Source organism: Micromonospora sp. NBRC 110038 (genome assembly GCF_020884815.1).
In the GTDB taxonomy this organism is placed as follows: Bacteria; Actinomycetota; Actinomycetes; order Mycobacteriales; family Micromonosporaceae; genus Micromonospora; species Micromonospora haikouensis.
Genome location: NZ_BBOL01000003.1, coordinates 500,153 through 525,433, shown reverse-complemented (window position 1 = coordinate 525,433; position 25,281 = coordinate 500,153). Strand labels below are relative to the sequence as shown.

Sequence of the window (25,281 nt, the reverse complement as noted above, 5' to 3'; positions counted from 1 at the left end):
TGTGCCGGTGGCCGTCGTCGCCCGCTGGGCGGGACTGCTCGGTGCCGCTCTGCTCGCCGTCGCCGGCTGGCTGGGCGGGGCGCTGCCCGACCTGACCGGCGGCACGCCCGCCCAGGTGTGGCGGGGTCCGCACGGTCCGGCGGTGCTGGGCTGCTGGCTGGCCGGCACCGCGCTCATGGTCGGGGCGTGGTGGGCGCTGCGCGACGGCGCCCCGTCGGGCCGGTGGGCGTACACGACCGCCGGGCTCTGGCTGCTGCCGCTGCTGGCGACGCCGCCGCTGGGCAGCCGCGACGTCTACTCGTACGCCTGCCAGGGCTGGTCGTACGCGCACGGCCGCGACCCGTACCGGTTGGGGGTGGCGGCGGCCGGCTGCCCGTGGCTGGACTCGGTCGCCCCGATCTGGCGGGACACCCCCGCGCCGTACGGGCCGCTGTTCGTGCTGCTCGCGGCGCTCGCGGTGACCGTCGGCGGCGGGCTCGCCGCTGCCATCGCGTTCCTGCGGCTGTACGCCGTCGCGGGCGTGCTGCTGGCCGCGTACTGCCTGCCGGGGCTGGCCCGCGCGGCGGGTGTGCCGGTCCGGCGGGCCGCCTGGCTGGCGCTGGCCACGCCCCTGGTCGGGGTGCACCTGGTGGCCGGCGCGCACAACGACGCGGTGGCCCTCGGCCTGCTGCTGGCCGGCCTGCGGGTGCTGGTCCGCCGGCCGGGGAAGCCGCCCGCGCCGCCGGGGCCGCTGCTGCTGGCCGGGGTGCTGCTCGGGTTGGCGGTGGCCGTGAAGGCGACCGCCGTGGTGGTGCTGCCGTTCGCGGCGCTGGCCGCCGTGCGGGGCCGGTGCACCTGGCGGGCGCTGCTGCGCGCCGGGGCCCTGCTGGCCGGCGGTGTCCTCGCCGCGCTACTGGCGACCTCCGTGGCGTCCGGGCTGGGCCTGGGCTGGGTCGAGGGGCTGGCCCGCAGCGGCGACTCCGCGCAGTGGACGTCACCGCCGACGGCAGTCGGCTTCGTCGTCGACTACGCGGGGGAGTGGGCCGGGCGGCGGCCCGACGCCGTGCCGGTGACCCGGGCCGCCGGCCTGCTGCTGCTCGCGGCGGCACTGGTGGCCCTGTGGTGCTGGGCGTGGTGGTCGCTGCGCCGGCTCGACGCCGTACCCCACGGGGCGGGTGCCCCGGCGGCGGCCCGGCCCCGGGTGGCGCTGCTCGGCGCGGGGCTGGCGCTGGCCGCCACCGTCGCCCTCTCGCCGGTCTTCCACCCCTGGTACGCCATCTGGCCGCTGACGCTGCTCGCCGTCTCGGTGATCCGACCGGCCCGGACCACGTGGTTCGTGCTGCCCAGCGCGGTGGCCGCCGTCCTCGTCCTGCCCGACGGCACCAACCTGGCCCGCTCCACGAAGGCCCCGGGCGCGATCGCGATGACGGCGCTGCTGGTGGCGCTGGCGACGGTGGCGACGCTGGCGGCGGTACGCGTCACCGGCGGTCGGCGCGGTGGAGGTCGGCGCGGCGGAGGTCGGCGCGGCGGAGGTGGCGGCGGAGACAGCGGCGCGGGCCACGATGGCGAAGCTGGCGGGGACGGGGATGGCAAGGCTCCGTGCGGCCCCTAGGGAGCTGAGTCATCGGCGACATCACGGTGTCGGGTGGGCTCGGACATCACGGTGTCGGGTGGGCCCGGAAGCCGGGTGATGTCGTAAACGACTCAGCTCCCTAGGCGGTCTCAGCCCCTGTGCCACCGGGAGCTTCCCCTGCGACCGGTTGCCGTGCCCCGCCGCGCCCGGCCCTGCCCGCCCCCGCCCTGCCCGCCCCGCCTGCCCACCCGTCCACCTCTGCCCGTCCTGCGGGCAGATGCGAAGCGGCCGGGCCGGCTCCGCGTGCGGCGGAACCGGCCCGGCCGGTGCTGAAGGAGGTGCCGGCCCGAGGGCTCAGCAGTCCGCAGTGCTCAGCAGTCGAAGGCTCAGCAGTCGAAGTACATGGCGAACTCGTGCGGGGTCGGGCGCAGGCGCACCGGGTCGACCTCGTTGGCCCGCTTCCACTCCACCCAGGTGGAGATCAGGTCCGGCGTGAAGACGCCGCCGTCGAGCAGGTAGTCGTGGTCGGCCTCGAGGGCGTCGAGCACCTCGGGCAGCGAGCCCGGAACCTGCTTGACCGAGCCCCACTCCTCCGGCGGCAGGTCGTACAGGTCCTTGTCGATCGGCGCCGGCGGCTCGATCTTGCTCTTGATGCCGTCGAGGCCGGCCATCATCATCGCCGAGAAGGCGAGGTACGGGTTGCTCGACGGGTCCGGCACGCGGAACTCGACGCGCTTGGCCTTCGCGTTGCTGCCGGTCACCGGGATACGGGTGCAGGCGGAGCGGTTGCGCTGCGAGTAGACCAGGTTCACCGGGGCCTCGTAGCCGGGCACCAGGCGACGGTACGAGTTGACCGTCGGGTTGGTGAACGCCAGCAGCGACGGCGCGTGGTGCAGCAGGCCACCGATGTACCAGCGGGCGGTGTCCGACAGGCCGGCGTAGCCGGTCTCGTCGTAGAACAGCGGCTCGCCGTTGAGCCACAGGCTCTGGTGGGTGTGCATACCCGAGCCGTTGTCGCCGAAGAGCGGCTTCGGCATGAACGTCGCGGTCTTGCCGTTGACCCAGGCCTCGTTCTTGATCAGGTACTTGAAGAGCTGGAGCTGGTCGGCCGAGTGCAGCAGGGTGGAGAACTTGTAGTTGATCTCCGACTGGCCGGCGGTGCCGACCTCGTGGTGCGAGCGCTCCACGGTGAAGCCGGCGTCGACCAGGCGGCGGACCATGCCGTCACGCAGGTCGGCGTAGTGGTCGACCGGCGGCACCGGGAAGTACCCGCCCTTGTACGCGGTCTTGTAGCCGCGGTTGCCGCCCGGCTCCTCGCGGCCCGTGTTCCAGGCGCCCTCGATCGAGTCGATGTAGTAGAACGACTGGTGGGCCGAGGTCTCGTGGCGGATCGAGTCGAAGATGTAGAACTCCGCCTCGGCGCCGAAGTACGCGGTGTCGGCGATGCCGCTCGCGGCGAGGTACGCCTCGGCCTTCTTCGCCACGTTCCGCGGGTCCCGGGAGTAGGCCTCACGGGTGAACGGGTCGTGGATGAAGAAGTTGAGCGCGAGGGTCTTCTGCGCGCGGAAGGGGTCGATGAAGGCGCTCGCGACGTCCGGGAGCAGGAGCATGTCCGACTCGTGGATCGCCTGGAAGCCGCGGATCGACGATCCGTCGAAGGCGAGACCGTCGTTGAAGACGCTGTCGTCGAAGGACTCCACCGGCAGGTTGAAGTGCTGCATCACGCCGGGCAGGTCACAGAAACGTACGTCGACGAACTTCACGTCCTCGTTCTTGAGGTATCGCAGCAGTTCCTCGGGATTGGCGAACACACGTCCTCCTGGCACGTCCACGGGTGGCTGGCTGTTGGCGACGCTATGGCCGTGCGGTTGCCCGGTCGTATCTGCTGTGTTTCTGTCGTGTTACGTCGCTCGCGCTGCGTCATAAGCGCCGGTCAGTCGCCGTCGGATGTCCGTTCGGACGATACCCGGCGCGGCGATGTGCCGCAGATCAACACCTTTTGTCCGGTTCGGCGGCGGGTGTGCTTCCGGCCACGTCCGGGCCCCTGACTACCCTTGGCGGTCGTGACCATGCCGCAGCCCCCCGCGCCGCCCGCCGCCGACCCCGCGTTCGCGCCGCCCACCCTGGGCCGCCGGTTCGGCGCCCTGGTGATCGACTGGGTGCTCTGCCTGCTGGTGTCCAACTTCTTCGCCGACCCGGTCCGCGACGGCTGGGCCCCCGTCGCGGTGCTGATCGTCGAGTACGGCTTCTTCCTGGGCCTGTTCGCGCAGACCCCCGGCATGTACGTCACCCGGATCCGCTGCCTGTCCTGGGCCGACGGCGGCCGGATCGGCCTGGCCCGGGCGCTGCTGCGCGGCCTCCTGCTCGCCCTGGTCGTCCCGGCCCTGATCATGGACGAGCACCGTCGCGGCCTGCACGACCGCCTCACCGGCTCGGTGATCGCCGCCGCGCCGCGCGGGTAGGGCGTCAGCGGCCCCGGGTCTGCCGGAACGCGCCACGCGGCGGGCGCATGTTCTTCGGGATCGCGCCCTTGGGCATCTGCGGGCGGGCGGTGAGCGCCTTGAGCCGCTTGTCGAGGGCGTTGACGTCCTTGCCGCTGAGGGCGCGCGGCAGCCGCATCAGCGTCATCCGCAGCTTGCGGATCGGCAGCTCACCCTCGCCCTGGCCGATCACGTAGTCGTGCAGCGGAGCGGAGCCGATCACCTTGGCCAGCCGCCGCTTCTCCTGCCCCAGCAGGCCGCGGACCCGCTGCGGGTGCCCCTCGGCCAGCAGGATCACGCCGGCACGGCCGATCACGAGGTGCACCATGTCCATCTGCGTGGTCGCGCTGACCGCCGGGGACACCCGCCAGTCACCGCGCATGCTCTCCATGATCTGCGCCGCCGCGCCGGGCTGCCCCTCGGCGGCGTTCATCATCGCCGCGTTGGACCGCAGGTTGAGCACGATCAACAGGGCGAGCAGGGCGAGCAGGATGCCCAGCGGCAGCCAGAGCCAACCCCAGAGGAGCACCGCGACCACGGTCAGCGCGAGCGGGATCAGCACCGCGCCGGCGGCAAGCGGAGCGAACCACCTGTCCTGCTTGGCGGTGAACTTGAACACCATCCCGATCTGCTTCAGCCGCTGGCCGAACGAGACCTTCTCCTGGGGCTTCGCCATGCCGCAGAGTCTAGGTGGTCGCCGCCGGCCCCGTTGATCCGCGGCCGGCAGTCACGGGCGGCGGGGCAGCACCGGGGCGGCCCGGCCCGTGCCGTGCCGCCCGTCGGCCGAGGCGGAGGACGACGATGCGTCCGCCTGCTCGTGGTATTCCTCCTCCACGTTCACCTCCCACACGTCGTGGTCGGCGTCGTCGAGGATGTTCTCCACGGTCAGCATCGCCGTGAGCATCGAGTGGTCCTGGTTGTTGTAGCGGTGCATGCCGTTGCGGCCCACCGGGTGCACGTTCGGCAGCGCCTCGGCGAGCCAGTGGCGCATGGTCTCCACGGCCTGCTCGTAGCCGGAGTCGTAGACCGGGTACGCCTTCGGCATCCGCACCACGTACCCGGCCGAGACCGCCCCGGGGCGCACCAGCCCGAGCGCCTCCAGCTCGGCCGTGCCCAGGGTCACCAGGTCGTCGTCGGCCGACTCCCACAGGTCGTCACCCTCGTCGACGAAGTACTCCAGCCCGAGGCAGGTGAACCCGTCCCGCACCAGGAACGGCGACCAGGAGCCGAAGTTCTGGATCCGGCCCACCCGTACCCCCGGGGTGTGCACGTAGATCCAGTTGTCCGGGAAGCCGGCGTCGGCCGGCACGACCAGCGCCACGGTGAGGAAGTCGCGGTGCCGCAGCGCGTCGGCGGCGGCCAGCACCGGCGGCGGCGCGGGCGGGTCCACGGCCCGCACCAGCTCCGGCAGCGGCATGCTGGAGATCACGTGGTCGGCCTCGATGCGGCGCTCGCCGTCCGGGCCCGCCACGGTCACCGCGACCGCCCGGCCGTCGGCCCGGTGCACCCGCGTCACCGACGTGCCCATCGTCACCGTGCCGCCGGCCTTCGCGACCAGCTCGGCGCACCGTTCCCACATCATCCCCGGGCCGAGCTTCGGGTACTGGAACTCCTCGATCAGGCTGGTGATGTCGGCGCGGGCCCGGCGGGGCAGCAACGCGTTGCGCACCGCGCCGGCCAGAGACAGGTTGCGGATGCGCTGGGCCGCCCAGTCGGCCTGCAGCTCGGTGGCCGGAAAACCCCAGACCTTCTCGGTGTACGTCTTGAAGAACATCCGGTACAGGCGGGTGCCGAAGCGGGCCGACACCCAGCCCTCGAAGTGGCTCTGGTCCGCCGGTGGCCGCAGCCGCGCCCACACGTACGACCCGACGCAGCGCACCGCCTCGACGATGCCCAGGTTGCCCAGCGCGTTGCCGGCCCGCAGCGGGTAGTCGAACAGCTTGCCCCGGTAGTGGATCCGGCTCATCCGGGGACGCAGCAGGAAGTCGCCGTCGGGCAGCACCTCGTGCCAGAACTCCTCGACCCGGCCGACCTTGGTGAAGAACCGGTGCCCGCCGATGTCGAACCGCCACCCGTCCCGTTCGACGGTGCGGCTGATCCCGCCCACGACGTCGTCGGCCTCCAGCACCTCCACGGGGGCGTTGCGTCGAGTCAGCTCGTACGCGGCGGTGAGGCCGGCGGGACCGGCGCCGATGATGACGGTGTGCGGCAGGGGCATGACTAAATTCACCACCATCGACGTATCGATGGCAATAGCCGCCCCGTTTGTTGGGACATCATCCGAACAGGTGGATCTAGCCCCCGGGGGGCGTGGCTCAGGCGCGCACGGCCTCGCGCGCGTCGAGGGCCTGCCGGTAGAGCCGGCCCGCCCGGTACGACGAGCGCACCAGCGGCCCGCTCATCACCCCGGCGAAGCCGATCTCCTCGGCCTCCTCACGCAGCTCCACGAACTCCTCCGGCTTCACCCACCGGGTCACCGGGTGGTGCCGGGGCGACGGGCGCAGGTACTGCGTGATGGTGATCAGCTCACAGCCGGCGTCGTGCAGGTCCCGCAGCGCCTGGGACACCTCGGCCCGCTCCTCGCCCATGCCGAGGATCAGGTTGCTCTTGGTGACCAGGCCGTCGGCGCGGGCCTGCCGGATCACGTCCAGCGAGCGCTCGTAGCGGAACGCCGGCCGGATCCGCTTGAAGATCCTCGGCACCGTCTCGACGTTGTGCGCCAGCACCTCCGGGCGCGCGCCGAACACCTCGGCGAGCTGCTCGGGGACGGCGTTGAAGTCGGGGATCAGCAGCTCGACCCCGCAGCCCGGCTGGAGGGCGTGGATCTGGCGGACCGTCTCCGCGTACAGCCAGGCCCCGCCGTCGGGCAGGTCGTCGCGGGCGACGCCGGTGATCGTGGCGTACCGCAGGCCCATCGACACCACCGACTCGGCGACCCGGCGCGGCTCGTCGGCGTCGAACTCGGCCGGCTTGCCCGTGTCGATCTGGCAGAAGTCACAGCGCCGGGTGCACTGGTCGCCGCCGATGAGGAACGTGGCCTCCCGGTCCTCCCAGCACTCGTAGATGTTGGGGCAGCCGGCCTCCTGGCAGACGGTGTGCAGCCCCTCGCGCGAGACGAGCCCGCGCAGCTGGGTGTACTCCGGCCCCATCTTGGCCTTCACCTTGATCCACGGCGGTTTGCGCTCGATCGGCGTCTCGGCGTTGCGCGCCTCGATGCGCAGCAGGCGCCGCCCCTCGGGGGCGACCGTCGCGGTACGCGAGGCGGGGCTGGTCGTCGGCTGCTCGGTCGTCGTCGGCGTCGTCGACGCGGCGTGCTCGATCGTCACAAAACCGAGCCTACGCCCGACGGCAGCCGTCGATGAACGGGACGCGACGCCCGTCACCTCCCGTTTCCTGTGACGCCGCCCACCGCGACCGCCGAAAACCCCGTTACACCGCCGCGTCCGGCTGCTAGCGTGCCCGCAAAGCTGCGACGGAGCCGAGTAGCGCGCCGCCCCGCCAGTCCAGAGAGCCGCCGAACGCTGCGAGGCGGTCTGGCGACGGCGCGCGAAGACCCTCCCGAGCTGCGGGAAGAACGGCGCTGTCCTCCGCGACGCGCGCCCAGTAAAACCCGCCCGGCTGGCCCCGGTCACCAGGCGACGAACGAGGCCCCCGCGCGCGGGGGCGAAGGTGTGGTGGCACCGCGAGGACCCGCTCGCCCACACCTCCCGGGGATCGCGTTGCGATCGATCGAGGAGGTAACCGCCTTGCAACGCATCCTGTCCACCCAGCTCCCCGCCCACGTCGGCGCGACCGTCCGGGTCGCCGGCTGGGTCCACCGCCGCCGGCTGCTCAAGTCGGTGGCGTTCCTGATCATCCGGGACGCCGCCGGCCTGGCCCAGGTCGTGGCCGCCGACCCGGCCGCCCGCGCTGCCGTCGAGCAGCTCACCGAGGAGACCGTCGTCGAGGTCACCGCGACGGTGGTCGCGACCCCGGCGGCTCCCGCCGGGGTCGAGCTGACCCATCCGACGGTACGACCGCTCGGCCCGCCCGCCGCCGCGCCCCCGTTCGACCTGTACCGGCCGGGGCTGGCGGCGACCCTGCCCACCCAGCTCGACCATGCACCCGTCGCCCTACGCCATCCGCGCAGGTCGGCGGCGCTGCGCGTTGCGGCGGCGGCGGTGGCCGGGTTCCGGGCGGCCCTCGACGCCCGCGACTTCGTGGAGATCCACACGCCGAAGGTGGTCGCCTCGTCCACCGAGAGCGGGGCGAACGTCTTCGCGCTGGACTGGTTCGGCCGGCCCGCGTACCTCGCCCAGTCGCCGCAGTTCTACAAGCAGCTCATGGTCGGCGTCTTCGAGCGCGTGTACGAGGTCGGGCCGGTGTTCCGGGCCGAGCCGCACGACACCGCCCGGCACCTGGCCCAGTACACCTCCCTCGACGCGGAGCTGGGCTTCGTCGGCGACCACACCGACGTGATGGCCGTGCTGCGGGACACCCTCGCCGGGATGCTGGCGACGGTGGCGGACCGGGCCGGCACCGCGCTGGGCACGCTGGGCGTGACGGTGCCGCAGGTGCCGGGGAGTATCCCCGCCGTCCACTTCACCGAGGCCCTGGCGATCGCCGGCGCGCCGGCCGACGAGCCGGACCTGGCCCCCGCCCACGAGCGGGCGCTGGGGGAGTGGGCCCGCCGCGAACACGGCAGCGAGTTCGTCTTCGTCACCGGGTACCCGATGGCGAAGCGGCCCTTCTACACCCATCCCGACCCGGCGCGTCCGGCGTACTCGAACGGGTTCGACCTGCTGTTCCGCGGCCTTGAGCTGGTCACGGGCGGGCAGCGCCTGCACCGGCACGACGACTACCTGGCGGCGCTCGCAGCGCGCGGCGAGCTGGTCGAGCCGTACGCCGGGTACGTGGACGCGTTCCGGCACGGCATGCCGCCGCACGGCGGCTTCGCGATCGGCCTGGAACGCTTCGTCGCCCGCCTGGTCGGCGCGGCCAACGTCCGCGAGGTCACGGCCTTCCCCCGCGACCTGCACCGCCTCACCCCCTGACGCGCCCCGCCCCGCCTGGCGGCTACCCAGTGTGACGACTCGCGGACCTCGCGGTCAATGTGACCCTGGGTGATGGAATTTTGCTCCTGGGGCGCGGTCATCCCGGTCGCGCCCCAGGTGGAGGTCGCCGACCTGGCCTACCTTGCCGACCCCACACGACCCGTTCCCGGCCCTTTGCTCTGCACCCGCATACGCAACAGCCACCCTCCGTTACCGCTGCGTGGGTGGGTGCAGAGCAAAGGGGAAGGAACGGGGCGTGGGTGGGAGGACGTCGGTCACGTTGAGTGCATAGCGTTGCGCCCCGGCGCCCGCCGCGCGAGTGCCCCGATGCGCGCGGCGCCGGCCGCATCAGGGGCCGAGCAGGTCCCAGGGGTTGCCGGCGATGTCGCGGAAGACGGCCACCCGGCCGTACGGCTCGGCGCGCGGCGGCCGGAGGAACTCCACGCCCGCGTCGACGAGACGGCGATAGGCGGCGTCGAAGTCGTCGACCCGCAGGAAGAAGCCGACCCGCCCGGCCGTCTGGGCGCCGACCGCCGCCTCCTGCCGTTCGCCGTCGGCGCGGGCCAGCAGCAGGCCGGTCTGCGCGCCGGGCGGGCGGACCACCACCCACCGCTTCGGGCGGCCGTCGGTGGTCTGCGCCGGGGAGTCCTCGACCAGCTCGAAGCCGAGGACCTCGGTGAAGAAGGCGATGGCCGGGTCGTACTCGGCGACGACGAGGGTGACGAGGTCGATCTGCACCCGCCGAGCCTAGAGCGTGACCAGGGCCCAGAGCGTGACCAGGGGCCTAGAGCGTGACCAGCGTGGGCAGGCGGCGCTCCACCACCGGCAGCACGTCGGCCACGGTGATCGGGCGGCCCAGCTCCGCGGTGAGCGAGGTGACCCCGGCGTCGCGGATGCCGCAGGGCACGATCCGGTCGAAGTACGCCAGGTCGCAGTCGCAGTTGATCGAGAAGCCGTGCTGGGTGACCCCACGGGCGACCCGGATGCCGATGGCGGCGACCTTGCGGGCCGGGCCCCGGTCGTCCTCGGGCACCCAGACACCGCTGCGCCCCTGGACGCGGTCGGCGGCGAGGCCGAACTCGGCGCAGACGTCGATCAGCAGCTGCTCGGTGCGGCGCACGTACGCGACGACGTCCACCGGGTCGGGCAGCTTCACGATCGGGTAGCCGACCAGCTGCCCCGGGCCGTGCCAGGTGATCTTGCCGCCGCGGTCCACGTCGACGACGGGGGTGCCGTCCAGCGGCCGGTCCCACGGCTCGGTGCGCTTGCCGGCCGTGTAGACGCTCGGGTGCTCCAGCAGCAGCACCGTGTCGCCGCGCTCGCCGGCCACCACCGCCTCGTGCAGCCGCCGCTGCTCGTCCCACGCGGCCTGGTAGTCGAGCACCCCTGCACGGACGGCGGTCAGCCCCGGAATCGTCGCGGTCACGCCCACCAGCCTAGTCCCGTACCCGCCGGTCAGGCCGGTGGCACCCGCCACAGCCACACGTCGTCGACCCGCTGCGGCGGGCCGAGCAGGGCGGTGGCGGTGCGGCGCAGCGCGTCCTCGTCGAGGTCGTACTTCGCGCCCTCCACCCGGTCGGCGAGGACCACCACCTCGACCCCCCAGTACCGCAGGTCGGCCAGGGACAACCGGATGCTGCCCTCGGTGATGATCGGGACGAGCCCCGTGCGGCCCGCCTGGTCCATCAGCGTGTCGAAGGTGCGCGGCGGCGGCCCGATCCGGCCCCGGCCGTCCGGGCCGCCGGGGCCGAGGAAGAACCCCGCCGGGAGGCGGAACTCACCCTGCCGGTGGGCGAGCGCGTACGCCTGCCAGCGCTGCCCGTCCGGGGTCACGTCGAGGGTCAGCGGCAGCGGGGTGAGGGTCCCGCCCGGGGAGACGTACTCCTTCCAGGTGCCGGCGGTGATGAACACCGGCACCGGCTCGCGGACCCGGGTCAGCAGCGGCGTGGGCAGCAGCGGCAGCAGCGCCGCCGCGAGGCCGAGCACCCAGGCGGCCCGCGCGGCCCGGCGGCGTGGCGGGTCGGCCCGCAGCCGGTCGACGGTGTACGCCAGCAGCACCCCGAACACCGGGGCCACGATCAGGGCCAGCCGGGCCGGCAGGGCGGCGTTGACCACCGGCAGGTCGTCCAGCAGCAGGAACGGCAGCGGGGTGTCGGTGTGCCGGCCGGCCCACTTGGCCCGGGGCCCCCAGGACAGCACGGTGAACACGACGGCGGTGCCGCCGAGGGCGGCGAGGGTGGCCCGCAGGGCCCGGTCCCGCCGCCACAGCCAGCCGAGGCAGACGACGGCCAGCAGCAGCAGCGGCACCCCGAAGAACGAGTTCTCCTCGGTCGGGTTGGGCGCGAGCGAGGTGCCCAGCCCCGCCTCGCCGGCGAGGGACCGGCGCGGGTACGCCGCGTACGCGGCGATGTCCTCGGCGTGGATGACCGGGTCGAAGCCGGTGCCGTGGAAGCGCTGCGGGCCGGCGAAGTGCAGCCACAGCGGGTACGCCAGCAGCACCCCGGCGGTCAGCGCGGTCACGCCCAGCCCGCGCGCGAAGGCGGGCAGCGCCGCGCGGGCCCGCGCCCGCCGCTCGGGGTGCAGCGCCCAGATCGGCAGGAACACGCCGAGCGCGAGGGCGGTGAAGAACAACCCCTCGGCGGCGATGGAGAAGGCGACCGCCACGGCGACGCCGAGCACGACCCCGTTGCGCAGCCAGCGCCCCGGCTCGCGCAGGGCGAACACCCGCCACAGCAGCAGCGGCACCAGCCACCCGGCGGTCCAGTTCAGGTGGGCGTTGGCGTGCGACACCATGCCGGGGGAGTACGCCACGAACAGCGCGCCGACGCCCGCCGCGAGCCGGCTGCGCACGAGCTGCCGGGACAGCAGCAGGTACCAGGCCAGCGCGGTGGCGGCGAGGTTGAGGGTCAGGATCACCAGGAACGTCGCGGGCGGCCCGATCAGGTACGTCAGCGGCGCGAACACCGCCGCGTACACGGTGATCGAGGTGTTGACCGCGAGGTTCACCCCGTCGGGGACGTTGAGCAGGGTGGTGAAGAGCGGGTTCTCGCCGTGGGTCAGCGCGTGCCCGCCGAAGGCGAGCAGCCACTCGAACAGCGCCTGGTCGCTGGAGTTGACGGTGATCACCCGCTGGTCGGGGCCCAGCCACAGCCCGCTGGTGACCCAGCCGGCGAGGGCCAGCGCGAGCAGCGCGAAGAGCGCGTCGGCGCGCCGGTTGCGGGAGCCGGCGGCGGTGCCGGTCGCCGGTCCGGCGGCGGGGGGCGGGGAGGGCGGCACGCAGCGGACGTTACCAACCGGACCTGGGCACGCCGGGGCGACACGGGCACACGTCGACGGCCGCGAATGTGTGACCGGCGACCATGTCGGCGGGAGGAAACACCGACGTAACGTCGCGGCAACTCGGAAGTGACTCAGTTCACAATCCGCGACAGGAGGTCGTCGTGCGCCGCTCCACCACCTCGCTCACCCGGCTCGCCGGGGCGGTCGCCGGGGCCGCGCTCGCCGCGGCGGCCCTGGTCGCCGTCGTCGCCGCGCCCGCCCGGGCCGCCACCCTCACCCAGGTCACCGGCTTCGGCGCCAACCCCGGAAACCTCACCATGTACGCCTACCGGCCCGACGGCCTCCCGGCGAACGCGCCCGCCGTCGTCCTGCTGCACGGCTGCACCCAGAACGCCGCCGGCTACGTCGCCAACTCCGGCTGGCAGAAGTACGCCGACCAGTGGAAGTTCGCCCTGATCGTGCCCCAGCAGTCCAGCGCCAACCAGGCGCTGACCTGCTTCAACTGGTTCACCGAGGGCGACATCGCCCGGGGCCAGGGCGAGGCGGCGTCGATCGCGCAGATGGTCGGGTACGCGAAGACCACGTACGGCCTCGACGGCAGCCGCATCGCCATCAGCGGGCTGTCGGCGGGCGGGGCGATGGTCTCGGTCATGCTCGCCGCGTACCCCGAGCTGTTCGCCGCCGGCTCGGTCATCGCCGGCGTGCCCTACCGCTGCTCCCCGCCCGCGTCCACCAGCGTCTGCCAGTACAGCGGGGTCGACAAGACCCCCACCGCGTGGGGCGACCTCGTCCGGGCCGCGTACCCCGGGTACGCCGGCCGCCGGCCCCGGGTGGCCATCTGGCACGGCACCGCCGACAGCACCGTCGTGCCGGCCAACGCCGTCGAGTCGCGCGACCAGTGGACCAACGTGCTCGGCGTCGCGCAGACCCCCACCGGCACGGCGTCGCTGCCCGCCGGCACCGCCCTGGAGGTGTACGGCGACGACGCCGTCCGCCTCTACCGGGTCGCCGGGATGGGCCACGGCACCCCCGTCGACCCCGGCTCCGGCGCCGACCAGTGCGGCACCGCGGCGGCGTACTTCCTCGACACGATCTGCTCGACGTACCGCGACGCGGTCTTCTTCGGCCTCGACGGCGGCGGCGCGTCGCCCACCCCCACCCCGACGGCCTCGCCGACCGCCTCGCCCACCCCGACCGCGTCGCCCACGTGCGTCACCGCCAGCAACTACGCCCACGTCGCCGCCGGGCGCGCCTACCAGTCCGGCGGCTACGCGTACGCGCTCGGCAGCAACCAACGGATGGGCCTCTACAACGTCTTCTACACGTCCACGCTGAAGCAGACCGCCCCCGGCTACTGGGTGCTCGGCTGCTGATCAGTCGTTGAGGGCGGCGTGCAGGGCGCTCGGCAGGTCCGGGTGGTGGTACGCGAAGCCGGCCCGGGTCAGCACGGCGGGCAGCACCCGGGCGCTGGTGAGCGCCTCCTGGGCGAAGCCGCCCAGGGCCACCTTCAGGGCCAGCGCCGGGATCGGCACGACCGCCGGGCGGTGCAACTGGCGGGCCAGCTCCCGGGTGAACTCGGCGTTCGTGACCGGGGCGGGACCGACGACGTTGACCGCCCCGGCCACGTCGTCGCGGTCCAGCAGGAACCGCGCCGCGCGCAGCCAGTCGGCCATCGAGATCCACGGCAGCCACTGCCGTCCGCTGCCCAGCCTTCCGGCGATGCCCAGCCTGAACGGCAGCAGCTGCGGCTTGAGCAGCCCGCCGTCGCGGTGCAGCGGCAGCCCGGTGCGCAGCCGGACGACCCGCACCCCGGCGTCCTCGGCGGGACGGGTGGCCGCCTCCCAGACCCGGCACACGTCGGCGAGGAAGCCCTCGCCCGCCGGGGCGTCCTCCTCGACCACCCGGTCGCCCGTGTTGCCGTACCAGCCGACGGCCGAGGAGTTCAGCAGCACCGTCGGCCGGTCGGCGGCCGGCAGGCCCGCGATCGTGATGGCCAGCGTGGTGGTCGAGTCGACCCGGCTGGACCTGATCAGCCCCTTGTACGCGTCGTTCCACCGCTTGTCGCCGACGCCCGCGCCGGCCAGGTTGACCACGGCGTCGGCGTCGGCGACCACCGCCGGGTCGAGCTGCGCGGCGGTCGGGTTCCACTGCCGCTCGTCGCCGGTGCGCGCCGGCCGCCGGACCAGGCGGGTCACCCGGTGGCCGTCCGCGGTGAGGTGGTCGGCCAGCCGGGTGCCCAGGAAGCCGGACGCGCCGGCCAGGAGGATCCGCATGCCCCCATCTTCGGTCACGGGAGGGCGGTTGGATGCGGTGAGCGGGATGAAGGAGCCCGCTCACCGCACGGGGTCACCCGGCCGGTCAGCCCCCGACGCCGACGCCGTCTGCCGGTCAGCCCCCGACGCCGGCCGGGCGCAGGTCGGCCAGGAGGCGCTCCACCTCCGCGAACGCGTCCGCCGGCAGCGGGCCGAGGGCGAGCGTGGCGAAGTTCTCCTCCGCCTGGGCCACCGTGCGGCAGCCGGGGATCGGCAGCGTCCGGTCGCTGCGGGCCAGCAGCCACCCCAGCGCACCCTGTGCGAGGGTACGGCCGTCGGCCGTCAGCGCCTGGCGCACCTCGGCGACCCGGGCCGCCCACTGCGGCGTCGGCCGGCCGTCGGTGAACCACGCCAGCCACTCCGGGGCCTTCCCGCGCACGTCGTCGCCGCCCAGCGCCGCTGGACTGCCCTGGTAGCGGCCGGTGAGCAGGCCCATCGCGAGCGGCCCCCGGTTGAGGCTGGCCTGGTCCAGCTCGGCGCAGACGGTGAGCATCGCCGCGTTGTCCTTCAGCACCGACTGGTCGTGCTGGATCGCCGAGCAGTGCGCGCCCGCCTCGGCGAACGCCCGCGCCGAGGCCGGGTTGTCGGTGCTCCACCCGTACGCCCGGATCTTGCCCTGGGCGACGAGGCCCTCCAGGGTGTCGACGAGGTCGAGCGCGGCGGGCACCGGCAGGTCGTTGAGGTGCAGCTGGTAGAGGTCGACGTGGTCGGTGCCGAGCCGGCGCAGCGACCCCTCCAGGCTCTCCACGGCGTAGGCGGGGGAGGCGTCCGTGCCGGTGGCCAGCCGGGTCGCCTCGTCGGAACGGTTGCCGAACTTGGTGGCGATCACCACCTGGTCCCGGCGGCCCGCGAGGGCCCGGCCGAGGACCCGCTCGCTGTGCCCGGCGCCGTAGTTGCTGGCCGTGTCGAACAGCGTCACCCCCAGGTCGAGGGCCCGGTGCACGGTGCGGATCGACTCGTCGTCGTCGACCTCGCCCCACCCGTACGGCTGCCCGTCGTCGCCCCAGAGCGGCCCGCCGATCGCCCAGCACCCCATGCCGATGGCGCTGACCTCGATCCCGCTGCGACCCAGTGTCCGTGTCGTCGTCATGCGCCCAGTTTTCTACCTGGAGCGCGCTCCAGGTCAAGCGCTACTGTGCGTCGGTGACCGGATACGCCCCCTCGGAAGCCGCCCGCCGCAGCGGGTTCAGCCTCGACACCCTGCGCTACTACGAGAAGATCGGCCTGCTCAGCGGCGTCGGCCGCACGTCGGCCGGGCGTCGGGTGTTCACCGACGAGGACCTGGGCTGGCTGACGCTGTTCCGCTGCCTGCGCGACACGGGCATGCCGATCGCCGAGATGTGCCGGTACGCCGAGCTGGCCCGCGCCGGCGACCACACGACCGGGGAGCGTCGGGCGCTGCTGGTGCGGCACGCGGAACGGGTGGAGGACCAGATGCGCCTGCTCCAGCGCCAGTACGACCACCTCCGCGAGAAGATCCGCTTCTACGACACCCTGGGCTGAGCGCGGAGCCGCGCCGTTATCCGGTCGACCGCACCGAGGCCCGGTGGCAGGATGCCCGGGTGTCGACGTCCCGTGGTGACCTGGTCCGGTGGCAGTTCGACCTGACCTGGGCCCTGTTCGAATACCACCTCGAACGGCTGGAGCCGGACGACTTCCTGTGGGAGCCGGCCGCGCACTGCTGGACTGTCCGGCCCGGCCCGGCCGGCACGTGGGTCCCGGACTGGGCGCAGACGGAGCCCGAACCGGTGCCGGTGCCCACGATCGCGTGGTTGACCTGGCACATCGGGTGGTGGTGGTCGTCGGCGGGGGAGCACCTCCAGGGGCGGCCCGTGCCCCAGCACACCGAGGTCGCCTGGCCGGGTGCCGGCGCGGTGACGATCGAGTGGCTGCGCGACCTGCGGCGGCGGTGGCTCGGGCACCTTGGCGGGCTAGGTGACGCCGACCTCGACCGGGTCGTCGCGTATCCGTGGCCGGCCGACGCCGGGCATACCGTCGCCCACCTGCTGGGTTGGGTCAACGCCGAGCTGATGAAGAACGTCGCCGAGATCGGCCAGCTCCGGCTGCTGCGCGCCGCGCGGTGACACAGCGGCACCAGAACTGGCGGGGCACGAACCCGTCGCGGCGCAGCCAGTGCTCGGTGTAGACGATCCGCTCCGCCTCGACGACCACGAGGGTGTCGTCGGGTGGCTCGGACAGCGGTTCGGGTAATAGCGCACTGGGGTCGCGGGCGGCCCGTCCGGCCCGGCACGCACAGCCAGCCATGATCGTCTGCTGATTCTGGAGACGGGCTACGGCGTGTCGTCTCCAGAAACGACAGACGATCATGGCCGAGCCGGCCGTGGCCCCGCGACTCGTCCAGCGCGGGCGTGATGGCGCAGGTCGTCGTGCGCTACGAAGGGCTACGAGACCGGGCCCAGCCGAGGAAGCGCGCGAAGAGCTGCGCCGGCTCCGGAGCGTCGTGCGGGTTGAGCGTGTAGAGCTGGGTCGTCGCCTCGTGCAGCAGCCCTGCCAGGTGGATCAGCAGCGCGACCCGGTCGTCGGCGTACTCCCGCAGCAGCGCAAGCCGGGCCGGCGCGCACGGTCAGGGTGCGGCGCAGGCCCGGCACAGCCAGAGCGGGCGCAGCGGCAGGTGCTGGGCGGTCGTCGCATGAGCGCCGTCGTTGCGCCGGGCCCGTGCGGTCGCGCCGGCCACCCGGCCCGGCCAGCGGCTGTTGCGCGCCGGACCGGGAGCCCTGACGGGCGGGGCGGGCGGCTCGGTGGGCGGTGGGGCGTGCCGGTCCGGGCACACCGCCCAGCGCAGGCCGCACGAGCACCAGCGCCGCCAGCCCCGCCAGGTCCGCCGGTGGCGCGGGCCGAGGGGGATGGGCGCCGCGTCGCGCCGCCGGCCCGACCACCTCACCACAATCCTTCGGGTACGCGGAACGTCTCCTTCGCGGTCGTCACGTGCACGCTCGCCGGCCCTTCGTGTCGAGGTTCTGTGGGGGTGGTGGCACCCGGTCGGCCGGGGGAATGGCCGACCGGGTGCGTCCTGCGCAGGACAACCGGCTCCGGGTTGCAGACCAGGGAGCCAGCCGAGGAGAACTTTGTCAGACAAGACTAGTAAAGTCAACGGTGGTCTAGACCTTGCTTGTCATGTATTGCCTGGTCGTGATCGAATGGCGGTGCAGACCAGGGAGTCAACATGCCCGCCAAAGCAAAGTGGGCGCACATCGCGGACCAGCTCCGTGATCAGATCGCGTCCGGACAACTCGCACCCGGTGACAAGCTGCCATCTACGGCTCAGCTCAGGGAGGAACACGGCGTTTCCGCCGGCGTCGTTCGCCATGCGATCCTCGTCCTGCAGATGCAGGGCTGGGTGGAAGGCGTGCATGGCGTCGGCGTGTTCGTCGCCGAGCGGCCCGGGGCCTGACGCGCGTCCCGCCGTGGGCGCGCGTGCTCCAGCCTCAGACCTTGGACAGTTGCTGTTCGCCGAACGCGTCAACTGTCCAAGATCTCGGCGTGCCTGCCGTGCCGTCCACCGGGATGATCTCGTCAGATTCCCTGATGTCTTTGCGGATTTTTCGATTAGCGATACGCTCGGACCATGAGCAGCGCACTCCGCGAACGCACGGTCCTACCCCCCGAAGACCCGGCCAACCTGGCTCGATTCGTGCAGGAGCTGCGGAGCGCAGGCAATCGCGCACGGGCCCGGCTGGTGGGCCCCGACGGCTCCGAAATCGAGATTCCGGACGAGTTGTACGGCGTGCTCCGTGACGTCGTGACAGCCCTGTCCGAAGGGCTGGCCATCTCCATCGCGCCGCACAACACCATGCTGACGACGCAGGAGGCGGCGGATCTGCTCAACATCTCCCGGCCGACCCTGGTCCGGTTGCTCTCCGACGGCGAGATCCCCCACACGATGCGAGGACGCCACCGTCGAGTCATGTTGCGGGACATCCTCGACTATCAGGAGCGCACCCGTCAGGAACGGCGGCAGACGCTCGACCGGATGACGGTTGAAGCCGAGGAAGACGGGTTGTACGACCTCACGTCCACTCCGCGAGCCACGAGATGAGGGTGGCCTGAGTGGCGTTCTCGGCATTCCTCGACACCTGTGTGCTCTACCCGGCACATCTGTGTGACACCCGCGCATACCGGAGAGAGCCGACCACCGTGCCGGGCTTGCTCGTGCTGCTCGGCCGCACGGGCGTGCCGCAGTTCGCGGCCGAGGTCCGCAGGCACCTCTGATATCGACCGGCATGCGTGATCACTGCCCCGCCGTGCATCTGCCGCCTCGTCAGGTGGCGAGGCGGTGCAGGACCGGGGTGAGCGGGTCGAGGGCGTCGGCGCGTACCACGAAGCGGGTGACGCCCCAGCGGCGCTCGTGCTCGGCGACCGCCGCGACGATCTCGTCCTCGGTGCCGATCAGCACGAACGGGGTGGCCAGCAGCTCCGGGCCGGTCAGGCCGGCGGCGACCGCGCGCTGCGCCGCGACGGCCTCCGCGTCGTCGGTCACCGTCACCGTCTGCACCAGCGCCTCCAGCGCGGGCGGTCGCGCCCGGCTTGCCGCGCCCTCGGCGACGCGGGCGAGCTGCGCCTCGATCTGGTCGGCCCGCCACCGGGCCTCGTGTCGGTGGCCGTCGTCGAGGGTACGGCCGAAGCCGGCCAGCCCCACGACGTCGGCGTGCGCGCCGGCCCAGCGCAGCAGCGTCGAGTTGGAGGTGCCGACGGTCAGCGGCACGCGTTCCTGGACCGGCCGGGGCGACTCCAGCCGGGCGGCGCGCACGGTCAGCTCGGGGGAGTCCACGGTCACCTCCTCCCCGTCGAGCAGGGCCCGCACCGCCTCGGCGGCGGCGACGCAGCGGCGGACCCGGCCGGCGACGTCGGGGCGTTCCCGGCCGACCGCGCGCCACTCGGCGGGGGTGTGACCGGCCCCGACGCCGAGGCGGGCCCGCCCGCCGGAGACGACGTCGAGGGTCGCCACGGCGGTGGCCAGCAGCATCGGCTCGCGGACGCCGAGGTTCGACACGTACGAGCCGAGGCCGATCGTCGTGGTGACCGACGCGGCGGCGGCCAGCGCGACGAACGGGTCGCCGCAGGAGCCGGGGTGGTCGGCGGCGAGCATCGCGTCGAAGCCGGCGGCCTCGGCCCGGCGGGCCAGGTCGAGCCAGCCCGCCGCGTCGGTCGGGGTGGACTGGAGCGAGAAGATGGCCATCGCCCCAGCGTCCGGCACCGGCGACCGGCGGGCAACGCGCCGGAGGCCGATTCTGCCGACCGGCGAATCCGCCGACCGCTGAACCCGGACCGGCCGGCCCGCAGCCCTCGGCCCGCCCGCAGCGCCCGTCACTCCGCAGCCCCCGTCACTCCTCGTCCGGGTCGCCGTCGTGCCAGCGTCGCCGCCACTGCGCCTCCCGCGCCTCGTGGGCGGTCCGTTCGGCGAAGACCGCCTCGCGCAGCGCGTGCCGGGAGTCGGCCATCGTCACCACCTCCACGGCCACCAGGCCGACGCAGACGCCGGTGAGCAGGACCAGCGCGGCCAGCGCCGGCATCCGGCCGGCGACCGGGATCAGCGCCACGAGCAGCAGCACCGTGCCGGCGCGGGCCCAGGTGAAGGTGTGCAGCGTACGCAGTTGGAAGAGCATGTCGCCGGCCAGATAGCAGGCCACCCCGCCGAAGAGCAGCGGGATCCCGGGGCCGTGCAGTGACTCCTCCAGCGGCAGGTGCGGCTGGCCGAGCAGGTTCAGCATCTCCTCCGCCCCGAGGGAGAACAGGATCAGCCCGGTGATCATCGGCAGGAAGAGGTAGGCGTAGGCGTCGCGGGCCAGCCCCACCCGGGTCCGGCCCCGGGCGGCGTGCAGGGCGATGCGGGCCGCCGGGCCGACCACGTCGAAGTGCAGCCACCACAGCGTCGCGGCCAGGACGATGGCGATGCCGGCGGCGGTGATCGCCTGCCAGCCCACGGACCGGCTGGCCAGGTTGGTGCCGATGCCGACGGAGATCACCGACTCGCCGAGCGCGATCATGAGGATCAGGTCGTACCGTTCGGTCCAGTGCTCGGCGGAGATCACCCCGCCGCCCCCGGTGCCGGCCAGCAGCCCGGTGGCGTACTGGGAGACGACCACGACGGCCCAGAGCCCGTCGCGGACCAGCGCGCCGGCGTCGGGGTCGGCGAACTGGGCGGGGACCAGGGCGGCGGCGAGCAGCAGCACGGTGCTGAGCACCAGCTCCGGCGCGAGCTTCATCAGGTGCCGGCTCTCCACCGGCTCGTCCCGCATCACGTGCCAGTAGATCCACAGGTGGACGACCCGGATGACCAGGTAGCTCACCGCGACGGTGAGCGGGCCGGCCAGCCCCTGCCCGCGGGCGGCGATCGTCTGCGGCACGGTCAGGGCGAAGGCGAACAGGGCGGCCATCCCGACGACCATGACCACCGGCACGAAGCCCTCGCCGAGGCGGACCCGGGTGGCGACCACGCTGTGGATGACCCAGACCCACCAGAGCACCGCCAGCACGAGGAAACTGCGCAGCAGGGTGTGGCCGGTGATGTCGGTGGCGGTGGCCCGCACGATGACGAAGAACGAGAAGACGAAGACCAGGTCGAAGAAGACCTCGAACCGGTCCACCCGGGCGCCGGGCGCGATCGCCACGGCGGGCCCGAGGCTTCCCCGCCGCCGCTCACCGCGCACCCGTCCACTCTCGCAGCGTCCGCCGGGCGGCCGGGCGGATTCGGCGCAGGCGCTCCCGGGCCGGCGGGATCCCACCCGGTACGCCGACGGGCGCCCCGGTCGAGGTGACCGGAGCGCCCGTCGGAAGGGGCAGCGGTGTTACAGGCCCAGCTCGGCCTCGAAGTTGCCGCCCTCCAGCCGCTCCTTGACCGCGACCAGGAAGCGGGCCGCGTCGGCGCCGTCGATGAGCCGGTGGTCGTACGACATGGCCAGGTAGACCATCGAGCGGACCGCGACGACCTCGCCCAGCTCCGGGTCGTTGACCACGACGGGGCGCTTCACCACGGCGCCCGTGCCGAGCATCGCCGACTGCGGCGACGGCACGATCGGGGTGTCGAACAGCGCGCCCCGGCTGCCCGTGTTGGTCAGCGTGAACGTCGCCCCGGCGATCTCGTCCGGGCTGATCTTGTTGGTGCGGGTGCGCTCGGCCAGGTCGGCGATCCGCTTGGCCAGGCCGCCCAGGTTGAGGTCGCCCGCCCCGTGGATCACCGGCACCATCAGGCCGCGCTCGGTGTCCACCGCGATGCCGAGGTGCTCGGCGTCCGGGTAGGTGATCGTCCCGGCGTCGAGGTCCATGCTGGCGTTGACGATCGGGTAGGTCTGGAGCGCCTCGACCGCCGCGAGGGCGAAGAACGGCAGGAACGACAGCTTCACGCCGTGCCGCGCAAGGAACGAGTCCTTGGCGCGGGCCCGCAGCTTGGCGACCTTGGTGACGTCGACCTCGACGACCGTGGTGAGCTGCGCCATCTCGTGCAGCGACTGCTGCATCCGCTTGGCGATCGTGGCCCGGATCCGGGGCAGCTTCTCGGTGGTGCCGCGCTTCGCGCTCGGCTGCGGCTTCGCGGCCGGCTTCGCCGGGGCCGCCGCCGCGGCGGGCTGCGCCGCCGGAGCCGGGGCCGCCTTCGCCGCCTTGGCCTTCTCGGCGGCCTCCAGCACGTCCTGCTTGCGGATGCGGCCACCTACGCCGGTGCCCTTGACCGAGGCGAGGTCGACGCCGTGCTCGCCGGCGAGCTTGCGGACCAGCGGCGTCACGTACCCGGCCGCCTCCTCGCCGCCCTGGGCGGGCGCGGTCGGGCGGGCCGGGGTGGCGGTCGGGGCCGACGGCTGCGCCTGCTGCTCGGCCTGGGCCGGCTTGGCGGCGGTCTCGGCCTCCGCCGCCGGCTCGTTGTACGACGCGCCCGGGGTCGGCTCCTCGGCCTTGGCGGCCGGGGCGGCCTCGGCCTTCGGCTCCGGCTTCGGCTCGGGCTTGGCCTCGGCCTTCGGCTCCGGCTCGGCCTTCGGCTGGGCCGGGGCGGCGCCGGCCGTACCGACGACCGCCAGGTCGGCCCCGACGGCGGCGGTCTCGTCCTCGGCGACCTTGATCTCCAGCAGCGTGCCGGCGACCGGGGACGGGATCTCCGTGTCGACCTTGTCGGTGGAGACCTCCAGCAGGGGCTCGTCGACCTCGACGGTGTCGCCGACCTGCTTGAGCCAGCGGGTGACGGTGCCCTCGGTGACGCTCTCGCCCAGGGCCGGCATCTTCACCGGGGTGCCCTCGCCCGCCGGGGCCGGGGCGGCCTGTGCGGCCGGCGGCTCCTCGACGGCCGGCTGCTCCGCCTCTGCCTGCGGCGCGGCGGCGGCCTCGGCGGCCTCCTCGGCCGGCTCCTCCTGCGGCGCGGCGGCCTCGCCGCCGCCGGTAGCCCCGCCGCCCGCGGACTCGCCCTCGCCGGCGATGACGGCCAGCTCGCTGCCCACCTCGGCGGTCTCGTCCTCGCCCACCACGATCCGGCTCAGCACGCCCGCCGCCGGGGACGGGATCTCGGTGTCGACCTTGTCCGTCGAGACCTCGAGCAGCGGCTCGTCGACCTCGACGGTGTCACCCTCCTGCTTGAGCCAGCGGGTGACGGTGCCCTCGGTGACGCTCTCGCCGAGCCGAGGCATGGTGACCGATACCGGCATCTTCTAAGACTCCTTCGTTCCCCTGGTGCGATCTCGCCCGTCTGCCGCCGGACGCCGCGGAATCAGTTCTCGATCAGGCGTGCGCGTGCAGCGGCTTGCCGGCGAGGGCGAGGTGCGCCTCGCCCAGGGCCTCGTTCTGGGTCGGGTGGGCGTGCACGAGCTGCGCCACCTCGGCCGGGTACGCCTCCCAGTTGTAGATGAGCTGCGCCTCGCCGACCAGCTCGCCGACCCGCGCGCCGACCATGTGCACGCCGACGACGGGGCCGTCCTCGACCCGGACCAGCTTGATGAAGCCGGCGGTCTTGAGGATCTGGCTCTTGCCGTTGCCGCCCAGGTTGTAGTTGTACGTCTTGATCTTGTCGGCGCCGTACTGCTCCTTGGCCTTCGCCTCGGTGAGGCCGACCGACGCCAGCTCGGGGTCGCAGTAGGTGACCCGGGGGATGCCGGCCTCGTCGATCACGGCCGGGTTCTGGCCGGCGATCTCCTCGGCCACGAAGATGCCCTGCTGGAAGCCCCGGTGGGCGAGCTGGAGGCCGGGCACGATGTCGCCGACCGCGTAGACGTTCGGCACGCCGGTGCGCAGCCGCTCGTCGGTCAGCACGTACCCGCGGTCCATCCGCACGCCCTGCTCCTCGTACCCGAGGTCGGCGGTGCGCGGGCCGCGGCCCACGGCGACCAGCAGCAGCTCGGCCTCGACGGTCTCGCCGCCGGCGATGGTGACCTTGACGCCGTTCTCGGTCTTCTCGACCTTCTCGAACGGCTTGCCCACCTTGAAGTTGATCTTCCGCTTGCGGAACGCCCGCTCCAGCGCCTTCGACGACTCCTCGTCCTCGGCGGCGACCAGCCGGGGCAGCGCCTCGATGATCGTCACGTCCACGCCGAAGGACTTCCACACGCTGGCGAACTCGACGCCGATCACGCCGCCGCCCAGCACGATCGCCGAGGACGGGACCCGGTCCAGGGTCAGCGCGTGGTCGCTGGTGATGATCCGCTCGCCGTCGACCTCCAGGCCGGGCAGGCTCTTCGCGTACGAGCCGGAGGCCAGCACGACGTTGCGGCCGGTGTAGCGCTTCCCGTCGACCTCGACGGCGTTCGGGGCGACCAGCCGGCCGTGGCCCTCGACGATGGTGATCGCCTTGTTGCCCTTGAGCATCCCCTGGAGGCCCTTGTAGAGGCGGGAGATCACGCCGTCCTTGTACGCGTTCACGCCGGCCATGTCGATGCCGACCAGCTCGGCCTTCACGCCGAACTGCTCCGACTCGCGGGTGGAGTCGGCGATCTCGGCGGCGTGCAGCAGGGCCTTCGTCGGGATGCACCCGTTGTGCAGGCAGGTCCCGCCGAGCTTGCCCTTCTCGACCAGCGCCACGGTCAGGCCCAGCTGGACGGCGCGCAGGGCGGTCGCGTAGCCGCCGCTGCCACCTCCGAGGATGACGATGTCGAAGGTCGCTTCGTTCGGCTCGCTCACGTCCAACTCCCAGTTCGCGTCACTGCATCGGGGGTCACGGCGGGGCGGCACGGACAGACCCCACCTCGGTCATCTTGTCACCACCGCGTACCGGGCGCGTAGTGAGGTGCCCAACGACACGTCCCGGACACGTACGCTTGGCACCGGTTTCGATCACGGATATGGGGGAGACGGTCGGTGGCGCTGTTCCGACGACGCAAGAAGGCGCGCCCGGCGGGGGCGGACCGCGCGCCCGACCGCGCCGATCTCGACCACCTGGAGAACTTCGTCCGCACCCGGCGGGGGGTCGAGGCGTTCATCGAGCCCCGCACCACCGTCACCGAGACCACCGTGATCCTCATCGCCGACGACGGGGAGTGGACCCGCCGGCGCATCGACGGCCCCGAGGGCGCCCGCCGGTTCGCCCACAAGCTGGCCATCCCCGTCTACGACGTGCGCCTCATGGGCTACCCGCAGCGGATGCGCGACTACAACGAGCGCCGCAAGCGCCGCCCCGAGCTGTACTGAGCCGCGCG

24 protein-coding genes and 1 pseudogene are annotated in these 25,281 nt (G+C 73.3%); 10 read left to right on the top strand and 15 right to left on the bottom strand.

Going from position 1 to position 25,281, the window contains the following annotated elements; all coding sequences use genetic code 11:
* Nucleotide 1 precedes the first annotated feature (1 nt).
* Nucleotides 2-1,591, top strand: coding sequence for a polyprenol phosphomannose-dependent alpha 1,6 mannosyltransferase MptB (mptB, locus tag LPU61_RS14005; RefSeq protein WP_229405115.1), 1,590 nt, complete (start codon nucleotides 2-4; stop codon nucleotides 1,589-1,591).
* 347 nt (nucleotides 1,592-1,938) lie between these two features.
* Here the strand turns inward: mptB and glnA are convergent, their stop codons facing one another.
* Entirely contained in the window at nucleotides 1,939-3,363 is a 1,425-nt protein-coding gene (glnA, locus tag LPU61_RS14000) for a type I glutamate--ammonia ligase (RefSeq protein ID WP_043967093.1), read from the bottom strand.
* 258 nt (nucleotides 3,364-3,621) lie between these two features.
* On the opposite strand from glnA, the gene LPU61_RS13995 reads away from it, so the two are divergent.
* Nucleotides 3,622-4,014 (top strand): RDD family protein, encoded by a 393-nt coding sequence (locus tag LPU61_RS13995; protein WP_043969279.1) that lies wholly within the window; start codon nucleotides 3,622-3,624, stop codon nucleotides 4,012-4,014.
* A gap of 4 nt (nucleotides 4,015-4,018) precedes the next feature.
* Here LPU61_RS13995 and LPU61_RS13990 read toward each other — a convergent pair whose 3' ends face one another.
* The 3 genes from LPU61_RS13990 to lipA all read right to left on the bottom strand — a co-directional run bounded on the left by LPU61_RS13990 (nucleotide 4,019) and on the right by lipA (nucleotide 7,415).
* Complete coding sequence (locus tag LPU61_RS13990; protein ID WP_043967094.1) at nucleotides 4,019-4,708, bottom strand: DUF4191 domain-containing protein; 690 nt, start codon at nucleotides 4,706-4,708, stop codon at nucleotides 4,019-4,021.
* A gap of 51 nt (nucleotides 4,709-4,759) precedes the next feature.
* Nucleotides 4,760-6,250 carry an NAD(P)/FAD-dependent oxidoreductase gene (locus LPU61_RS13985; RefSeq protein ID WP_043967096.1) on the bottom strand — a complete coding sequence of 497 codons (1,491 nt, stop codon included), beginning with the start codon at nucleotides 6,248-6,250 and terminating at the stop codon, nucleotides 4,760-4,762.
* 97 nt (nucleotides 6,251-6,347) lie between these two features.
* A complete protein-coding gene (lipA, locus tag LPU61_RS13980) occupies nucleotides 6,348-7,415 on the bottom strand; it encodes a lipoyl synthase (RefSeq protein WP_199486131.1) in 1,068 nt (355 codons plus the stop codon).
* A gap of 363 nt (nucleotides 7,416-7,778) precedes the next feature.
* Here lipA and aspS point away from each other — a divergent pair, with 363 nt between their 5' ends.
* Nucleotides 7,779-9,065 (top strand): aspartate--tRNA(Asn) ligase, encoded by a 1,287-nt coding sequence (aspS, locus tag LPU61_RS13975; RefSeq protein WP_229405114.1) that lies wholly within the window; start codon nucleotides 7,779-7,781, stop codon nucleotides 9,063-9,065.
* 348 nt (nucleotides 9,066-9,413) lie between these two features.
* Here the strand turns inward: aspS and LPU61_RS13970 are convergent, their stop codons facing one another.
* Genes LPU61_RS13970 through LPU61_RS13960 form a run of 3 tightly spaced genes read right to left on the bottom strand, consistent with a single transcriptional unit; the run spans nucleotide 9,414 to nucleotide 12,341 of the window.
* Nucleotides 9,414-9,803 carry a VOC family protein gene (locus LPU61_RS13970; RefSeq protein WP_229405113.1) on the bottom strand — a complete coding sequence of 130 codons (390 nt, stop codon included), beginning with the start codon at nucleotides 9,801-9,803 and terminating at the stop codon, nucleotides 9,414-9,416.
* A 46-nt stretch (nucleotides 9,804-9,849) separates the two neighbouring features.
* Nucleotides 9,850-10,491 (bottom strand): lipoyl(octanoyl) transferase LipB, encoded by a 642-nt coding sequence (lipB, locus tag LPU61_RS13965; RefSeq protein WP_229405112.1) that lies wholly within the window; start codon nucleotides 10,489-10,491, stop codon nucleotides 9,850-9,852.
* A 29-nt stretch (nucleotides 10,492-10,520) separates the two neighbouring features.
* Nucleotides 10,521-12,341 (bottom strand): DUF2079 domain-containing protein, encoded by a 1,821-nt coding sequence (locus tag LPU61_RS13960; protein WP_229405111.1) that lies wholly within the window; start codon nucleotides 12,339-12,341, stop codon nucleotides 10,521-10,523.
* Between the two features lie 164 nt (nucleotides 12,342-12,505).
* Here LPU61_RS13960 and LPU61_RS13955 point away from each other — a divergent pair, with 164 nt between their 5' ends.
* Nucleotides 12,506-13,717 (top strand): PHB depolymerase family esterase, encoded by a 1,212-nt coding sequence (locus LPU61_RS13955; protein ID WP_229405110.1) that lies wholly within the window; start codon nucleotides 12,506-12,508, stop codon nucleotides 13,715-13,717.
* On the opposite strand, the gene LPU61_RS13950 is transcribed toward LPU61_RS13955, so the two are convergent.
* Together LPU61_RS13950 and LPU61_RS13945 are read right to left on the bottom strand one after the other, a co-directional pair.
* Entirely contained in the window at nucleotides 13,718-14,617 is a 900-nt protein-coding gene (locus LPU61_RS13950) for a TIGR01777 family oxidoreductase (protein WP_043967108.1), read from the bottom strand.
* A 115-nt stretch (nucleotides 14,618-14,732) separates the two neighbouring features.
* The gene (locus LPU61_RS13945) at nucleotides 14,733-15,746 is read right to left on the bottom strand and encodes an aldo/keto reductase (protein ID WP_229405109.1); all 1,014 of its coding nucleotides are present in this window, start codon (nucleotides 15,744-15,746) and stop codon (nucleotides 14,733-14,735) included.
* 53 nt (nucleotides 15,747-15,799) lie between these two features.
* On the opposite strand from LPU61_RS13945, the gene LPU61_RS13940 reads away from it, so the two are divergent.
* Nucleotides 15,800-16,159, top strand: coding sequence for a MerR family transcriptional regulator (locus LPU61_RS13940; protein ID WP_043967112.1), 360 nt, complete (start codon nucleotides 15,800-15,802; stop codon nucleotides 16,157-16,159).
* Between the two features lie 59 nt (nucleotides 16,160-16,218).
* The gene (locus tag LPU61_RS13935) at nucleotides 16,219-16,740 is read left to right on the top strand and encodes a DinB family protein (RefSeq protein WP_043967114.1); all 522 of its coding nucleotides are present in this window, start codon (nucleotides 16,219-16,221) and stop codon (nucleotides 16,738-16,740) included.
* On the opposite strand, the pseudogene LPU61_RS13930 reads toward LPU61_RS13935, so the two are convergent.
* Together LPU61_RS13930 and LPU61_RS13925 are read right to left on the bottom strand one after the other, a co-directional pair.
* A pseudogene (locus LPU61_RS13930) lies at nucleotides 16,673-16,855 on the bottom strand (hypothetical protein); the annotation flags it as partial. The gene LPU61_RS13935 and the pseudogene LPU61_RS13930 overlap by 68 nt on opposite strands.
* Nucleotides 16,856-17,240: 385 nt before the next feature.
* Nucleotides 17,241-17,558: a hypothetical protein gene (locus LPU61_RS13925; protein WP_229405108.1), complete on the bottom strand. Its 318-nt coding sequence runs from the start codon at nucleotides 17,556-17,558 to the stop codon at nucleotides 17,241-17,243.
* Nucleotides 17,559-17,840: 282 nt separating this feature from the next.
* Between LPU61_RS13925 and LPU61_RS13920 the strand changes: the two genes are divergently transcribed.
* From LPU61_RS13920 to LPU61_RS13910, 3 genes are all read left to right on the top strand, one after another.
* Nucleotides 17,841-18,068 (top strand): winged helix-turn-helix domain-containing protein, encoded by a 228-nt coding sequence (locus LPU61_RS13920; protein WP_043967116.1) that lies wholly within the window; start codon nucleotides 17,841-17,843, stop codon nucleotides 18,066-18,068.
* A 174-nt stretch (nucleotides 18,069-18,242) separates the two neighbouring features.
* Nucleotides 18,243-18,713 carry a helix-turn-helix domain-containing protein gene (locus LPU61_RS13915; RefSeq protein ID WP_043967118.1) on the top strand — a complete coding sequence of 157 codons (471 nt, stop codon included), beginning with the start codon at nucleotides 18,243-18,245 and terminating at the stop codon, nucleotides 18,711-18,713.
* 11 nt (nucleotides 18,714-18,724) lie between these two features.
* Nucleotides 18,725-18,886, top strand: a complete 162-nt coding sequence (locus LPU61_RS13910) for a hypothetical protein (protein ID WP_229405107.1) — start codon at nucleotides 18,725-18,727, stop codon at nucleotides 18,884-18,886.
* A gap of 49 nt (nucleotides 18,887-18,935) precedes the next feature.
* On the opposite strand, the gene LPU61_RS13905 is transcribed toward LPU61_RS13910, so the two are convergent.
* From LPU61_RS13905 to lpdA, 4 genes are all read right to left on the bottom strand, one after another.
* On the bottom strand, nucleotides 18,936-19,853 hold the full coding sequence (locus LPU61_RS13905; RefSeq protein ID WP_229405106.1) for an LLM class flavin-dependent oxidoreductase: 918 nt from the start codon (nucleotides 19,851-19,853) through the stop codon (nucleotides 18,936-18,938).
* A gap of 145 nt (nucleotides 19,854-19,998) precedes the next feature.
* Nucleotides 19,999-21,324: a low temperature requirement protein A gene (locus LPU61_RS13900; protein WP_229405105.1), complete on the bottom strand. Its 1,326-nt coding sequence runs from the start codon at nucleotides 21,322-21,324 to the stop codon at nucleotides 19,999-20,001.
* A gap of 138 nt (nucleotides 21,325-21,462) precedes the next feature.
* Nucleotides 21,463-23,301 (bottom strand): 2-oxoglutarate dehydrogenase, E2 component, dihydrolipoamide succinyltransferase, encoded by a 1,839-nt coding sequence (sucB, locus tag LPU61_RS13895; RefSeq protein WP_229405104.1) that lies wholly within the window; start codon nucleotides 23,299-23,301, stop codon nucleotides 21,463-21,465.
* A gap of 73 nt (nucleotides 23,302-23,374) precedes the next feature.
* The gene (gene lpdA / locus LPU61_RS13890) at nucleotides 23,375-24,766 is read right to left on the bottom strand and encodes a dihydrolipoyl dehydrogenase (protein ID WP_077938971.1); all 1,392 of its coding nucleotides are present in this window, start codon (nucleotides 24,764-24,766) and stop codon (nucleotides 23,375-23,377) included.
* 177 nt (nucleotides 24,767-24,943) lie between these two features.
* On the opposite strand from lpdA, the gene LPU61_RS13885 reads away from it, so the two are divergent.
* Nucleotides 24,944-25,273, top strand: a complete 330-nt coding sequence (locus LPU61_RS13885; protein ID WP_043967126.1) for a hypothetical protein — start codon at nucleotides 24,944-24,946, stop codon at nucleotides 25,271-25,273.
* Nucleotides 25,274-25,281 lie beyond the last annotated feature (8 nt).

Bases quoted from the DNA above. Each gene is read 5' to 3' on its own strand.
- sucB (WP_229405104.1), bottom strand. From the start codon at position 23,301: ATGCCGGTATCGGTCACCATGCCTCGGCTCGGCGAGAGCGTCACCGAG.
- LPU61_RS13995 (WP_043969279.1), top strand. From the start codon at position 3,622: ATGCCGCAGCCCCCCGCGCCGCCCGCCGCCGACCCCGCGTTCGCGCCG.
- LPU61_RS13985 (WP_043967096.1), bottom strand. From the start codon at position 6,250: ATGCCCCTGCCGCACACCGTCATCATCGGCGCCGGTCCCGCCGGCCTC.
- LPU61_RS13905 (WP_229405106.1), bottom strand. From the start codon at position 19,853: ATGGCCATCTTCTCGCTCCAGTCCACCCCGACCGACGCGGCGGGCTGG.
- LPU61_RS13945 (WP_229405109.1), bottom strand. From the start codon at position 15,746: ATGACGACGACACGGACACTGGGTCGCAGCGGGATCGAGGTCAGCGCC.
- LPU61_RS13915 (WP_043967118.1), top strand. From the start codon at position 18,243: ATGAGCAGCGCACTCCGCGAACGCACGGTCCTACCCCCCGAAGACCCG.
- LPU61_RS13920 (WP_043967116.1), top strand. From the start codon at position 17,841: ATGCCCGCCAAAGCAAAGTGGGCGCACATCGCGGACCAGCTCCGTGAT.
- LPU61_RS13990 (WP_043967094.1), bottom strand. From the start codon at position 4,708: ATGGCGAAGCCCCAGGAGAAGGTCTCGTTCGGCCAGCGGCTGAAGCAG.
- LPU61_RS13950 (WP_043967108.1), bottom strand. From the start codon at position 14,617: ATGCGGATCCTCCTGGCCGGCGCGTCCGGCTTCCTGGGCACCCGGCTG.